At 68.9% G+C, this 12,872-nt stretch carries 13 protein-coding genes; 2 read left to right on the forward strand and 11 right to left on the reverse strand.

Features of this window, described 5'->3' with window-relative positions; translation table 11 throughout:
• Positions 1 to 9: 9 nt before the first annotated feature.
• The 4 genes from ACH46_RS17030 to ACH46_RS17045 form a co-directional block, all read right to left on the reverse strand.
• The gene (locus tag ACH46_RS17030) at positions 10 to 1,617 is read right to left on the reverse strand and encodes a bifunctional uroporphyrinogen-III C-methyltransferase/uroporphyrinogen-III synthase (protein WP_062393975.1); all 1,608 of its coding nucleotides are present in this window, start codon (positions 1,615 to 1,617) and stop codon (positions 10 to 12) included.
• Positions 1,618 to 1,719: 102 nt separating this feature from the next.
• Positions 1,720 to 2,688: a hydroxymethylbilane synthase gene (gene hemC / locus ACH46_RS17035; protein ID WP_226995662.1), complete on the reverse strand. Its 969-nt coding sequence runs from the start codon at positions 2,686 to 2,688 to the stop codon at positions 1,720 to 1,722.
• A 59-nt stretch (positions 2,689 to 2,747) separates the two neighbouring features.
• The gene (locus ACH46_RS17040; protein WP_062393976.1) at positions 2,748 to 4,085 is read right to left on the reverse strand and encodes a glutamyl-tRNA reductase; all 1,338 of its coding nucleotides are present in this window, start codon (positions 4,083 to 4,085) and stop codon (positions 2,748 to 2,750) included.
• A gap of 176 nt (positions 4,086 to 4,261) precedes the next feature.
• On the reverse strand, positions 4,262 to 4,522 hold the full coding sequence (locus ACH46_RS17045) for a glutaredoxin family protein (protein ID WP_062393977.1): 261 nt from the start codon (positions 4,520 to 4,522) through the stop codon (positions 4,262 to 4,264).
• A gap of 129 nt (positions 4,523 to 4,651) precedes the next feature.
• On the opposite strand from ACH46_RS17045, the gene ACH46_RS17050 reads away from it, so the two are divergent.
• Together ACH46_RS17050 and ACH46_RS17055 are read left to right on the forward strand one after the other, a co-directional pair.
• A complete protein-coding gene (locus ACH46_RS17050; RefSeq protein WP_226995663.1) occupies positions 4,652 to 5,818 on the forward strand; it encodes an HAD family hydrolase in 1,167 nt (388 codons plus the stop codon).
• 199 nt (positions 5,819 to 6,017) lie between these two features.
• Positions 6,018 to 6,959 carry a type IV toxin-antitoxin system AbiEi family antitoxin gene (locus ACH46_RS17055; RefSeq protein WP_062393978.1) on the forward strand — a complete coding sequence of 314 codons (942 nt, stop codon included), beginning with the start codon at positions 6,018 to 6,020 and terminating at the stop codon, positions 6,957 to 6,959.
• A gap of 110 nt (positions 6,960 to 7,069) precedes the next feature.
• On the opposite strand, the gene ACH46_RS17060 is transcribed toward ACH46_RS17055, so the two are convergent.
• The 7 genes from ACH46_RS17060 to ACH46_RS17085 all read right to left on the reverse strand — a co-directional run bounded on the left by ACH46_RS17060 (position 7,070) and on the right by ACH46_RS17085 (position 12,870).
• Positions 7,070 to 8,146 carry a lysophospholipid acyltransferase family protein gene (locus ACH46_RS17060; RefSeq protein WP_062393979.1) on the reverse strand — a complete coding sequence of 359 codons (1,077 nt, stop codon included), beginning with the start codon at positions 8,144 to 8,146 and terminating at the stop codon, positions 7,070 to 7,072.
• Positions 8,147 to 8,234: 88 nt separating this feature from the next.
• Positions 8,235 to 9,293 (reverse strand): NAD-dependent epimerase/dehydratase family protein, encoded by a 1,059-nt coding sequence (locus ACH46_RS17065; protein WP_062393980.1) that lies wholly within the window; start codon positions 9,291 to 9,293, stop codon positions 8,235 to 8,237.
• A gap of 94 nt (positions 9,294 to 9,387) precedes the next feature.
• Positions 9,388 to 9,489 carry a 30S ribosomal protein bS22 gene (locus tag ACH46_RS20910; protein WP_003402602.1) on the reverse strand — a complete coding sequence of 34 codons (102 nt, stop codon included), beginning with the start codon at positions 9,487 to 9,489 and terminating at the stop codon, positions 9,388 to 9,390.
• Between the two features lie 287 nt (positions 9,490 to 9,776).
• Positions 9,777 to 10,019: a helix-turn-helix domain-containing protein gene (locus tag ACH46_RS17070; protein ID WP_062393981.1), complete on the reverse strand. Its 243-nt coding sequence runs from the start codon at positions 10,017 to 10,019 to the stop codon at positions 9,777 to 9,779.
• A gap of 183 nt (positions 10,020 to 10,202) precedes the next feature.
• Complete coding sequence (gene proC, locus ACH46_RS17075) at positions 10,203 to 11,081, reverse strand: pyrroline-5-carboxylate reductase (protein ID WP_062395570.1); 879 nt, start codon at positions 11,079 to 11,081, stop codon at positions 10,203 to 10,205.
• A 68-nt stretch (positions 11,082 to 11,149) separates the two neighbouring features.
• Entirely contained in the window at positions 11,150 to 12,007 is an 858-nt protein-coding gene (locus ACH46_RS17080) for a thioesterase family protein (protein ID WP_062393982.1), read from the reverse strand.
• Positions 12,004 to 12,870: a sugar phosphate isomerase/epimerase family protein gene (locus ACH46_RS17085; protein WP_062393983.1), complete on the reverse strand. Its 867-nt coding sequence runs from the start codon at positions 12,868 to 12,870 to the stop codon at positions 12,004 to 12,006. Before ACH46_RS17085 ends, ACH46_RS17080 begins: the two co-directional genes overlap by 4 nt.
• Positions 12,871 to 12,872: the final 2 nt, after the last annotated feature.

Raw genomic sequence — 12,872 nt, forward strand, 5'->3', positions numbered from 1 at the left:
AATCGCTCCTCACGAGCGTGAACGACGGGACTTCTTGCGCGGCGGAGGCAGCGTCCCCTCCGCACGCAGCTGAGCGGCGTGCGCGGCCAGCGCATCCACCAGTTCGATGATCGAGGCGTTCTCCGGGCGGACGTCCACGCGGAGCCCGAACTCGATCGCCGTCTCGGCCGTCTTGGGGCCGATGCACGCGACGATGGTCCGCGCGTGCGGCTTGCCCGCGATGCCGACCAGGTTGCGGACCGTGGAACTCGAGGTGAAGCAGACCGCGTCGAAGCCGCCGGTCTTGATCATCTCGCGGGTCTCGGCGGGCGGCGGAGCAGCCCGAACGGTGCGGTAGGCGGTGACGTCGTCGATCTCCCAGCCGCGGTCGCGCAAACCCTCCGAGAGCGTCTCGGTGGCGATGTCGGCGCGCGGCAGCAGGACGCGGTCCACCGGGTCGAAGACCTCGTCGTACGGCGGGAACACCTCCAGCAGCCCCAGCGAGCTCTGCTCGCCGGTCGGGAGCAGTTCGGGCTCCACACCGAACGAGCGGACCTTGGCCGCGGTGCCCTCGCCGACGCAGGCGATCTTGACGCCGGAGAAGGCGCGGGCGTCGAGACCGAACTCGGCGAACTTGTCCCACACGGCGCGGACCGCGTTGGTGGAGGTGAAGACCACCCACTGGTAGCGGCCGTCGACGAGGCCCTTGACGGCGCGCTCCATCTGCGCGGGGCTGCGCGGCGGCTCCACCGCGATGGTCGGCACCTCCTTCGGAATGGCACCGTGCGAGACGAGCCGCTCGCTCATGTCGACGGCCTGCTCCTTGGTGCGCGGCACCAGGACGGTCCAGCCGTAGAGGGCCCGCGACTCCCACCAGGAGAACTTGCCGCGCTGGTTGACGATCTTGCCGACGGTGACGATCAGCGGTCCGGTGAGGGCGTTGCCCTTCTCGTTGACGGTCGCGAGGGTGGCCTCGATGGTGCGCTGCGTGCAGGTGGTGCCGTTGACGGTGATCGCGACGGGCGTCTGCGCCGCCAGGCCGTGCTCGGTCAGCTCGCTGGCCAGCTCGGCCAGGTGCGCCGACGTGGCGTGCAGGACCAGCGGTCCGGGCGCTGCGGCGAGCGCGGCCCAGTCGATGTCGCCGCGGACGTCGGCGACGGTGTGCCCGGAGCCGAGGGGCATGCCCGCGAAGCTCGGGACGGCCGACGACGACGGGATGCCGGGCAGCACCTCGAACGGGACGCTGGTGCGGGCCACGGCGGTCACCTCGGCGAGCACGGCGTCCGAGCACATCGGGTCGCCCGCGACGACGCGGACCACGTTGACCCCGGTCTTGGCTTCGGCGACGAGGGTCTTCGCGACCTGCGTCGGATCACCGAGCGCAGGCCTGGTGACCTCGGGTGCCTCCGCGGCCTGTTCGGCGGCGGCCTTGCGGCCGGCGCGCGTCGGTGCGGGCTCGGCGGCGGCGTGCGCCGAACCGATCACCGCGAGAACACCGGCCGGCACGTCCGGGTCCACGTACGCGCTCGTCGCGTTCACCAGGACTTGTTGTGCTCGCACGGTCAGCAGATCTGGATTTCCGGGACCCGACCCCACGAACAGGATCCGGCCAGGATTAGCATTCTTCGTACGGCTCATGCGTTCGCACTCTCCTGCCCCGCCCCCGGGGCTGCAGTTCGTTCCTACCCCGCCACAGCGGGATAAAGGTTCTCCTGCGCGAGTTCGGTCACGCCGCGGCTTCTAGGCCCTCTTGGGCACCAGAGGTGCGGCGCCGAGCTCGAGCAGTTCGGCGGCGAGATTCCTTCCGAGTTCGTCGGCCCGTTCGACGGGGCCCACCGCCGAAGCGCGGATCGTCTCCGATCCGTCCTCGGCCGCCACCACCGCGCGGAGCGACAGTTCGGCGAAGATGCGCCCGTCCTCGTCGATCGACTCGACCACCTCTGCCAGCGCACCGACGGGAGCGGTGCACCCGGCCTCCAGGGCCGCGAGTACCGCACGCTCGGCGTCAACCGCTGCGCGGGTGGACGGATCGTCCAACTCGGCGAGAATTCTCACCAGTTCGGCATCATCGGAACGACATTCCACCGCTAGGGCGCCCTGCGCCGGCGCTGACAGCATGACCAACGGGTCAAGTGCCTCGGTGACGGCGTCGGCTCTGCCGATCCGCACCAGTCCGGCCCGGGCTACCACAATCGCGTCCAGCTCACCGCTCGCGACTTTGCCCAACCGAGAATCAAGGTTGCCTCTTAGGGGGCGAATTTCCAAACCGAGACCCAGTGCTCTAAGCTGCGCGGCGCGCCGCGGCGACGACGTGCCGATCACGGAGCCCGACGGGAGCTCGCCGAGGACCATGCCACCCTTGCTGACCAGCGCATCTCGGGGATCGACGCGGGTCGGAACGGCCCCCATCGTGAAGTCGGCCTCGGGTTCGGTCGGCAGATCCTTGTACGAGTGGATCGCGACGTCGCACTCCCCCGCGCGCAGGGCCTGACGGATGGCGGTCGTGAACACGCCGACGCCGATCTGCGCCACGGGGGCGGTCGAGGTGTCGCCCGCCGTGGTGATGATGACCAGTTCGGCCGGGTGACCGTTGGCGGTCAGCCGATCCGCGATGTCCTGGGCCTGCGTGGTCGCCAGCTGCGAACCGCGTGTGCCGATCCGGATGGTCCCGCCCGAGTAGCCGACGGGTCGGTCCGCGGAGTCTTGCACGATGTCGTCCTGTCCTTTGAGGGTTACTTCCGCTGCATCCGCTCCTGGGGGGGAGAGGCTCAGTGCAGCTTGTCGATTCCGGCTTCCGGCGCCGAAACAGCTTCGGCCGAACCGGGTTTCAGTTCAAAGAGTTCGCGGAGGGCTTCGGCGTAGTGGTCGCCGCGGCCCGTCGACGCGAGCTGCTTCACGCGCACGGTCGGCGCGTGCAGGAGCTTGTCCGCGACGCGTCGCACCGTCTTGGCGACCTCGTCGCGCTGGGTGTCGTCCAGGTCGGTCAGGCGGCCCTGTAGGCGCAGGATCTCGGCTTCGACGACCTCGGCGGCACGACGGCGCAGGGCGGCCACGGTGGGAGTCACTTCGGCCTGCCGCTGCGCGGCGAGATACTCGGCCAGTTCGCCGGAGACGATGTCGCGGGCGGCCAGGGTGTCGGCTTCGGCGGCGCGGGCGCGCTCGTCGCCGCGCAGCCTCTCGATGTCGACGATGTGCACGCCCGGCAGCCTGCCCGCGGTCGGATCCACGTCGCGCGGGAGACCGAGATCGCAGATCAGCAGCGGCGCGGTGTTGGTGCGCCTGGTGAGGGCCGAGTGGACGTCGCCGACCTGGACCACCGAGCTGATGGAGCCGGTGCAGGTGACCACGATGTCGACGTCGGCCATCGCGGCGGCGAGGTCGTCGAAGGTCGCTCCACGCGCCGTGATGCCGTACTTCTCGGCGACCGTCGCGGCCACCTCGTCGGCGCGGGCCGCGGTGCGGTTGACGACGGTGATGTCGGTGACGCCGTCGTGCGCCAGTTCGCTGGTCGCGAGGGAGCCCATGGCGCCGGCGCCGATGACGGCGGCCGACCGCATCGGCGGATGGTCGGTGCCGCGGATGCTCGCGGCGCGGCCGACGGCGACGGACACGACGGACGCACCGGCGCGGTCGATCCCGGTCTCGGTGTGCACCCGCTTGCCGACACGGAGCGCCTTCTGCGCCAGTTCGTGGAGGGTGCTGCCCGCCGTCTGGTTGGTGTCGGCGTCGGAGTACGCGGTCCGGATCTGGCCGAGGATCTGCTGCTCGCCGACCACCAGCGAATCCAGGCCGGCGGCGACGGTGAACAGATGCTCGACGGCGGCCTCGGAGTACCGGACGTAGGCGTGATCGGTGAGTTCGGCCACCGACAGCCCGCTGTGGTCGCCGATCACCTGGCCGACGGCTTCGAGGGCCGGGTGGAAGGCGTCGACGACGGCGTAGATCTCGACGCGGTTGCAGGTGGAGACGAGCATCGCCTCGGACACGGTGTGGGAGGAGAGGAGAGCGTCGACCAGCTTGGGACGGTCGTCGTCGGAGACGGAGAGTCGTTCGAGGAGGGATACCGGAGCGCTCCGATGGGACACGCCGAACAACAACACACTCACAACGACAAGCCTCCCGCCCGGGGGTTCCGGGAGCATCCTGATGCCCCGCAGACCACCTACCGGCGCTCTCTCCTCTTCCGAACTCGACCGGATGACCGAGTGGACATATCTTTCAGGCTAGATCAACCGCACCGACGAATGCACGCCACCTCGGTGTGGTGCCGACCGCTGCGGCCTCAGCGAAGACCTTCCAGGTCGCGGCGCAGACGCGGCTCGTCTACCTCCCAGTAGCTGTGCTCGACGCCGTTGACGACGACCACCGGGACCCGGTCCCCGTACTCGGCGCGCGGCAGCGGATCCCCCGCGTCTGCACGCTGATCGACGTCGACGACCGTCGCGGTGAGACCGAAGTCGGCGAGGATCCGGGTCAGGTCGGTCTCGGCGCGGGCGCACATCGCGCAGCCTGCGCGCGACATCAGTTCGATCGCTGCATCCATGTCCGCGAGTGTAGGAGAACTCACGGGTGTGACCGACGTCCACGCTCGACGCCGTCCACAAGGAGGCCGGGTGTCGGACTCCCGCGATAGGCTGGACCCCAATCGTTTCCACGGCGAAGGAGGTGGCCTGTGAGCCGCGATTCGATGGACCGTTCCGACTCGGACGACGAGGTGTTCACCGATTCCGACGACGAGGCGCTGACGCCCGACGAGGCCGACGAATTGGTCGAGCATCTCGCGGAGGGCGCCGAGTTGGAGGCCGAGCAGTTCGACGTCGAGCATCCCGAGGAGGTCCTGGAGGACCGCGACGGCGGCATCCTCGACGGTCCCGACGCCGAGGCCGAGGGCGACGACGCGACCGAGCCGGGCGAGGACCGCCGCGTCGGCGAGTGGCTCACCGAGCGCGCGGGCCGGTTCCGTCAGACCGCCGGCGAGCTCCGCCAGGTTCTCGCCGGTGAGGCCTCCGCGAAGGCTGCGATCGAGTCCCTGCGCGCCCGCACCCCGGACTCCGCGGACGGTCAGGTCACCGACCTCACCGCCGCCGCGTTCTTCGACGTCGACAACACCCTGGTGCACGGCGCGTCGATCGTCTTGTTCGCCCGCGGCCTGGCGTCGCGGAACTACTTCTCCTACTCGGACATCATGGAGTTCGCCTGGCAGCAGGCCAAGTTCCGGATCACCGGCAAGGAGAACGCCGACGACGTCGCGGAGGGCAAGGACAAGGCGCTGTCGTTCATCGCGGGTCGGGAGACCGCCGAGCTGGTTCAGCTGGGCGAGGAGATCTACGACGAGTACATCGCCGACAAGATCTGGCCCGGCACCGCGGCCCTCGCGCAGCGCCACCTGGACGCGGGTCAACAGGTGTGGCTGGTGACGGCCACCCCGCTCGAGTTGGCGCAGACCATCGCGAAGCGTCTCGGTCTCACGGGTGCGCTCGGCACCGTCGCCGAGAGCGTCGACGGCGTGTTCACCGGCCGACTGGTCGGCGACATCCTGCACGGCCCGGGCAAGGCGCACGCCGTCCGCACCATCGCCGTCCGCGAGGGTTTGAACTTGAAGCGCTGCACCGCGTACTCGGACTCGCACAACGACGTCCCGATGCTCTCCCTGGTCGGCACCGCGGTCGCGATCAACCCCGACGCCGATCTCCGCGAGATCGCCCGCGTCCGCGGTTGGGAGCAGTACGACTTCCGCACCGCCCGCAAGGCCGCCAAGTACGGCATGCAGACCGCCATGGTCCTCGGCGCCGCCGGCGGTGCCGCCGCCGTCGCCACGAAGGTCCTCCGCCGCGCCTGACCCCCGTCCACGGCAGACGCATCTGTCCACGGGAGACGCATCTGCGTGATTTCCACGTGTCTGCGTCTCCCGCCGACGCTTGCGTCGTCCCGGACGACGCAGATGTCGGTGGCAGACGCGGATGGTGTCGTGGGGAGACGCAGACACGCCGACAAGGCCCGATTTGGAACCGGTCCGGCTCCGCGTGCGTCCAATCAGCATGTGGATCAAAGATGAGCACGGGCTGATTTGGCGAAACCGGAATCTCGATGCGGGGATCACCGAACGACGGTTACGAGCGGCACTGCGGAGTGGTGAGCTCGTCGCCGTCGGACGCGGGGTCGCCGCGGAGACTGCGACTCTCGGCGACACTCCGTGGAAGCAAGCGACCGAGCGTTACCGACTGGCCTGCATCGCTGCGGCGATCGAGATCGGGCACGACGACCCGAAGGCCCTCAGCCACGAGTCCGCGGCCGCAGTCCTGGGTCTCCCGCTCCTCAAACCCCGTCGCGATCGGATCCACCTGACCAACGGCCGGAGCAGCGGAGGCGTGGTCCGCCCCAACCGCGTCATCCACCACGGCCTGCTCCCCGACGAGGACGTCGTCGAGGTCTGCGGAATCAGGGTCACGAGTCCGGCTCGCACCGCGATTGACCTCGCGCTTCACATGCCGGACTTCGCCCGAACCCTGACCGTCCTCGACAGCGCCTTGCGGATGAAGGTGAACCGCCTCGAACTCGAAGAACGGCTGGCCTGTCAGAAGCGCAACGTGGTCGCGGCCCGGCATGCACTGGGTTTCGCAAACGGGCTGTCGGCCAACCCCGGCGAATCCTGGGGCCGGGCGCAGATGATCACCGAGAACCTGCCGGTGCCGACTCTGCAATTCGAGTACCCGTTGCGGACCGGGAGACTCGCCATCGTCGACTACGACTGGGACGGGATCCTCGTCGGAGAATTCGACGGCTTCGTCAAGTACCAGCGCGAGACCCGCAGGCCGGGGCAGACCGTCGAAGAGGCCGTCTTCGAGGAGAAGCGCCGCGAGGACGCCCTCCGAGACCTCGGCCTGGACGTCGTGCGGTGGATCTGGGCAGACCTCGAAAACTACCGGCTGGTCCCGCTGCTCGTCAGCAAACTGAAGCGCAACGGGATCCTCGTCGCCTAGTTGCGTCTCCCCACGACACCATCCGCGTCTGCCGCCGACGTCTGCGTCGTCCGGGACGACGCAAGTGTCGGTGGGAGACGCAAGCACGTGAGAATCACGCAGACGGCGGGTCAGCCGAAGTAGACGCTGCCGCGGCGGCTGAGCATGCGGAAGAGGGTCTGCTGGATCTCTTCGCGGACGTGGTCGGTGAGGTCGAAGACGACCATCGGGTCGTCGGCGGCCGACTCGTCGTAGCCGTCGGTGTAGATCGGCTTGCCGAAGTGGATGTGCCACTTGGACGGCAGCGGAATCACGCCGAGGGGGCCGAGCCACGGGAACAGCGGAGTGATCGGGAAGTACGGCAGACCCAATGTGCGGGCCAGCGGCTTCAGATCGGCGATCATCGGATAGATCTCTTCGGACCCGACGATCGACACCGGGATGATCGGCGCCTTGGTGCGCAACGCGGTCGTGACGAAGCCGCCACGGCCGAACCGCTGCAGCTTGTAGCGATCCTTGTAGAGCTTGCCGATCCCCTTGTAGCCCTCCGGCCACACGGCGGTCAGCTCGCCGCGGCGCAGCAGCGCGTCGGCGTCGTCGTTGCAGGCCAGGGTGGCGCCGATCCGACGCGCCAGGTCGCCGACGACGGGCGCCTCGAACGCCATGTCGGCGGCCAGCAGGCGCAGGTACCGCTGGTTGGGGTGCTTGTCGCGGACCGCGAGCGAGGTGATCACGGCGTCGATCGGGATCGATCCCGCATGATTGGCGACGAGCAGGCCCGGGCCGGTGGCGGGCAGGTTCTCGATGCCCGTCACCTCCACGCGGAACCACTTCTCGTACACCTGGCGCACGGCCGGGAACCACACCGACTCGGCGAAGTGGGGGTCGAAGCCGAACTCGTCGACGGCGAAATCGCCCGTCATCCGCTCGCGGATGAAGCCACTGGTCGCGATGAGCGAATCGGCGATGGCGCCGCGGATCCCGCCCAGGCTGAACAGCGGGGAGTTCCGCACCGGCGCCACGGGCGCAGTCGGCTCGTCGTGCAGGTCGATGCCCTCGTGGATCGGCATCACATCGGCGTCGCGCAGGCCGAAACCGTCCGTGTTCGGATGGCCGGTGTTCGCCGAACGACGACGCACATTGGGGTCCGTGTAGAGCGCAATGACCTTCGCCGTGCGCGATTCACCCGGTTTCTCGGCAGCCGCCATGGTCAACACCTCCGCTCGGAGCAGTCAGCGGGTCCGAGTGTCCGAACCCTGGAATAGTCGTCCCACATACTACTTCGGCCACCCCCGTTCACTGCAGTCGTGTGGCGGTCGCTACAGCCCGCTGTTCAAGGCTGCGCCAGGCGTCCGCCGAGACCACCGGCTCGTTCTTACCGCGCGCGATGAAGTCGTCGAGCGTCTCCATCGAGGTGTACCGCGGCTCGAATCCGAGTTCGCTGCGCATGCGGGTGGTGTCGAGCACCCGCCCGTACGAGAGGTATGACGTGTGCTCGGAACGCATGCCGGGCAGCCGACCGTTCTGGAGCACGCTCACCAGCGGCGAGATGAGGGTCGCGGGCACCGGCAGTTTCACGTGTCCGGCGCGGTGCACCGATTGCGACAACGTGACGATCCCGTCGCCCGCGACGTTGAACGTGCCCGGACGCGGATTCAGCGTGGCGTGCGCCAGAGCGGCGAGTGCGTCCTCCTCGTGCAGGAATTGCAGACGCGGCTGGTACCCGAATGCCGTCGGCACCACCGGCATCGACAGGTAGGCACTCATCCGCGTGCGGATCCGCGGGCCCAGTATCGACTGGAACCGCAGGATCGAGACGCCGATGTCCTGCCGCCTGCGCGACAGGCCGCGCGCATAACCCTCCATGTCGATCAGGTCGCGCCCGTAGCCTCGTCGCGGCTCCTTCCGCGCGGGAGTGCCCTCCGAGAAGAATCCCGGGTCGCTGGGCCCCGCGCCGTAGACCCTCGCGCTGGACCGCAGCACCAGCCGCTTCACGGATGGACTCCGCTGGCACGCAGCGCACACCTGCATGGTGCCGACCACGTTGAGTTCTTTGATGGCCGCCGAGTGCTCCACCGAGTCCATGATCGACGGCGCCGCATGGACCACGGTGTCGACGTCGTAGCTGGCGATGGCCTTGGCGATCGCGGGTCGGCGGATGTCCAGTCGCAGGAAGTCGGCGCGGCCCATGCGGCGCATCAGGTTCTTGGTCGGGACCCGGGAGTCGACCGCGACGACCCGCTCGATGGCCGGGTCCGCGGCGAGGCGGGCCACCAGATATCCACCCAGAAACGTGGATGCACCGGTCACGAGGACGGAACGCGGCGGCGTCTGGCTGCCCTTGTCGTCGGTCATGGGTCCAGCCTATCGCCTGCCGGGCCGCCACAGCACCGTCCGACCCGGCCCGGAATGCACAGAACCCGCCTCGAGGAGGCGGGCTCTGGATCTATCACTTGCCGAGTTTACGACGCTGCACTCGCGTGCGACGCAGAAGCTTGCGGTGCTTCTTCTTCGACATGCGCTTGCGGCGCTTCTTGATAACGGAACCCATGGGGTCTCCCTCACGATCGGTAATGAACTCATGCGGCCTGGCCCGAGGACCTCCTGCCGGGCCGTCGCCGACAGGGGTTACAACCAGGCGACAGCGACCTGACGAGCAATCTTACCGACCAGATGAACCTGAGGCGAATTCGGCCCTTCACCGGCTGCGATCGACGCACCGTCGGACCCGCCACGGAGGTCGCACCACCCGGCCATCGGACCCAGAAGGCCCGACGACCCCCTCGACCGTCGTGGTCGAGGGGGTTCGCGGGTCGTCGCCTGCGTACGAGGAGAGGCCTAGCCTGCGTCGAAGTACGACGTCTCCAAGTACTCGTGAACCGCCTTGGCGTGAACACGGAACGACCGTCCGACGCGCACGGCAGGCAGTTCGCCGTTGTGCACGAGTCGGTAGACGGTCATCTTCGAGACGCGCATCAGCGCGGCGACCTCGGCGACGGTGAGGAACTGCGTGGCGGACGAGTTGTTGACGCCGCGAACCGCGAAGTCGTTCCGTTCACCAGGCTTTTCTGCTGCAGCCATGAAAATACCAACCTTCGGTGCACGCATCGCGGCCACCGGCTTCCCCTCCGGCGGACATCAGACACGTACGTGCTGCTAGCAGCCTAGCGTGACCAATGTGAAAAGTGCGACGTGAGTGGCGGAATCAAGTGGCTTCGACTCGCCGCGCCCACCGGAAATCCCGCATTCCTGCAGGCTGGGGCGCTACTGTTGCTCGCTTGCGGTCTCGGCGCCGACCTGAACTCCCTGGCTAGAACCCTCAACTTCCACTCGACGTGCAGTTTTGGCGCTGATCTCTGCGCAGGCCGCTGTCGCCTCGTTCACCGCGTGCCGCAGACCGGCTCGTTCGAACTCCTTCAACGCCGCCGCGGTGGTCCCGGCGGGCGAGGTGACCGCAGCCCGGAGCTCCACCGGCGACAGCCCGGACTCGCTCAGCAGCACGCCCGCCCCCTTGACCGTCTGGACGGCGAGCTCGCTCGCCAGCGGGCGGGTGAGACCGAGTGCGACGCCGGCGTCGATCATGGCCTCGACCATCAGGAAGAAGTAGGCCGGCCCCGATCCGGAGATCGCGGTGACGGCGTCCATCAGCTTCTCCGGAACCACCGTCACCTTGCCGACGGCCTCCATGAGCCGCACGGTCAGCGCCACCTGCTCCTCGCTCGCGTACCGGCCGGGGCTGATCGCCGACATCGCCTCGTTGACGAGCATCGGGGTGTTCGGCATCACCCGGACCACGGGTGAGCCCGCGGGCAGCGCCGCCTCGTACCGCGAGGTCGGGATCCCGGCGACCAGCGTCACCGTGATCCGCTCCAGCTCGCCGTCGTCGTCGGTCACCGACAGCGCCTGCAGGACGCCGTCGACCGCGTCGGGCTTCACCGCGATGACGACCACGCGCGCACCTTCGACGGCGTCGGCGATGTCGCTGGTGACGCGGATGCCGTAGTCGGCGACCAGCTCCGCCGAACGCTCCGCGGATCGCTCCGCGACGACGAGGTCCTTCACGGGCTTCCCCGAACCGATCAGACCGGCCAGCAGTGCCTCACCGATCTTGCCGCCACCGATAATCGCGACCCGTTCGGTCATGGCGATCACTACCTTTCACATGGTTGTACGAAGTGTTGAAGTGGTCGCCGCCCAGTGGCGACGACCGGTCAGCGCGGTGCGGGCAGGAGGGCCAGTTGCCGCGACTGCGCGACGGTGGCGCCCGTGGCGTCGACCGCCACGTGGTCTTCGGCGAACATGCCCTGCCCCACGTCCTGGCTCGACGCGGCGAATCTGAGCCAGCCCGCCGCGGGGACGCGGTTCACATAAGTCGTCAACTGGACCGTCGGCGCCCAGCCGAACATGCCGAGGTTCATCACCACCGGCGGCGACACGTCGCACACCAGCACCGGGAACAGGGCGTGCACGTCGGCGGTCACGTCGGTGCGCGGTCGCGCCCAGCCGCGGATCACCGGCTCCCCGGTCTCGCCGCGGAGTGCGGGGAACCGCTCCAGGTCCAGCACCACGTCCACCGCCGCGTTCAGGTGGAAGATGTCGCCGAGCGGCGACGAGGTCAAGTCGGCGATCCCGGTCGGCGGTTCCGGCGGCAGGTCGGCGACCGGGGTGAGGCCGCGGAACCGCGCCTCACCGTGATCGGGCCGCCCGAGCGTCACCGTGGAGGTGACCATCAGTCGACCGTTCTGCCGGACGTCGACGCGCACCAGCCACACCGTGCGGCCGGTCTTGATCAGCGCGACGTGCAGGTCCACCGCGGCCGGATCGGGTGCGGCCAGGTAGTCGCTGGCCACCGCGATCACCGCGGTCCCCACCGCGGGGTCGGCGAGCTGCGTCAAGGCCCGGCTCGCGGCCGCGGCCACCATCATCTGCAGGCTGCCGCCGTGCACCTTGGGGCCGATGGTGAAGACCGGATCGAGGTGACCGGTGTAGACGACGCCGTCGGCCGACACCGCGCCGGCCTCCAGTTCGGTCAGCGAAGTCAGGGAGGCGGACGGGGCTTCCGTCGTCATGGCGTCGGTTCCTTCAGATCTCGATGCAGATGGGTGCGGGCGAAGTCGAGGCAACGCGCGAGCATGGCGGCGCGCTCGTTCTTGGTGCGCGCCGAACCGGTGTGCACCTCCAGGACCACCGACCCGGAGAAGTCGCTGTCGGCCAGCCTCCGGCAGACCTCGATGCACGGCTGCGAGCCGTCGCCGGGGATCAGGTGCTCGTCGTGCGCCGCGCCGGTGCCGTCGGTCAGATGCAGGTGCTCCAGTCCGTCGGCCATGCGGGACTGCAGTGCCAGGGCGTCGACGCCCGCGGTGGCCGCATGCGAGAGGTCGAGCGTGTAGTGGTCGTAGCCGTCATCGGTGGGATCGATGGACTTGCCGAAGGCCGACGCGCTGGCCCCGGGCTTTCCGCCGCGATCGATGAGCCGACGCGCCGACCGCTCCCCCGCACCGAAGATCCGGTCGGCGCGCATCGGGAACATGTTCTCCACGGCCACGGAGACGTCCGACGACGCCTCCAGTTCCAGGACCAGGTCGTCGAAGGCACGGACGTAGTCGCGCTGCCAGCGGAACGGCGGGTGCACGACGACGGTCGACGCCCCGAGATCCTCCGCGGCCTGCACCGATCGCCGCAGCTTGGCTTTGGGGTCGCGGCCCCACACCCGCTGCGAGATGATCAAGCACGGCGCATGGACCGACAGGACGGGAACCTGGTAGCGCTGCGACAGGTGCGCCACCTGGGCGACGTTCTGACTCACCGATTCGCCCCACACCATCAGTTCGATGCCGTCGAACCCGAGGTCGGCGGCGTAGCCGAAGGCTGCCTCGGTGTTCTGCGGATAGACCGAAGCGGTCGACAGCCCGATCGGGATCGGGAAACGCATGT

The sequence above is a fragment of the Gordonia phthalatica genome, assembly GCF_001305675.1.
GTDB classification, from domain to species: Bacteria; Actinomycetota; Actinomycetes; order Mycobacteriales; family Mycobacteriaceae; genus Gordonia; species Gordonia phthalatica.

What these genes read in the sequence shown, in the direction of transcription:
- ACH46_RS17030 (WP_062393975.1), bottom strand. Translation starts at nt 1,617, where the DNA reads ATGAGCCGTACGAAGAATGCTAATCCTGGCCGGATCCTGTTCGTGGGG.
- ACH46_RS17045 (WP_062393977.1), bottom strand. Translation starts at nt 4,522, where the DNA reads ATGGATGCAGCGATCGAACTGATGTCGCGCGCAGGCTGCGCGATGTGC.
- ACH46_RS17055 (WP_062393978.1), top strand. Translation starts at nt 6,018, where the DNA reads ATGTGGATCAAAGATGAGCACGGGCTGATTTGGCGAAACCGGAATCTC.
- ACH46_RS17060 (WP_062393979.1), bottom strand. Translation starts at nt 8,146, where the DNA reads ATGGCGGCTGCCGAGAAACCGGGTGAATCGCGCACGGCGAAGGTCATT.
- ACH46_RS17065 (WP_062393980.1), bottom strand. Translation starts at nt 9,293, where the DNA reads ATGACCGACGACAAGGGCAGCCAGACGCCGCCGCGTTCCGTCCTCGTG.
- ACH46_RS20910 (WP_003402602.1), bottom strand. Translation starts at nt 9,489, where the DNA reads ATGGGTTCCGTTATCAAGAAGCGCCGCAAGCGCATGTCGAAGAAGAAG.
- ACH46_RS17070 (WP_062393981.1), bottom strand. Translation starts at nt 10,019, where the DNA reads ATGGCTGCAGCAGAAAAGCCTGGTGAACGGAACGACTTCGCGGTTCGC.
- proC (WP_062395570.1), bottom strand. Translation starts at nt 11,081, where the DNA reads ATGACCGAACGGGTCGCGATTATCGGTGGCGGCAAGATCGGTGAGGCA.
- ACH46_RS17080 (WP_062393982.1), bottom strand. Translation starts at nt 12,007, where the DNA reads ATGACGACGGAAGCCCCGTCCGCCTCCCTGACTTCGCTGACCGAACTG.
- ACH46_RS17085 (WP_062393983.1), bottom strand. Translation starts at nt 12,870, where the DNA reads ATGCGTTTCCCGATCCCGATCGGGCTGTCGACCGCTTCGGTCTATCCG.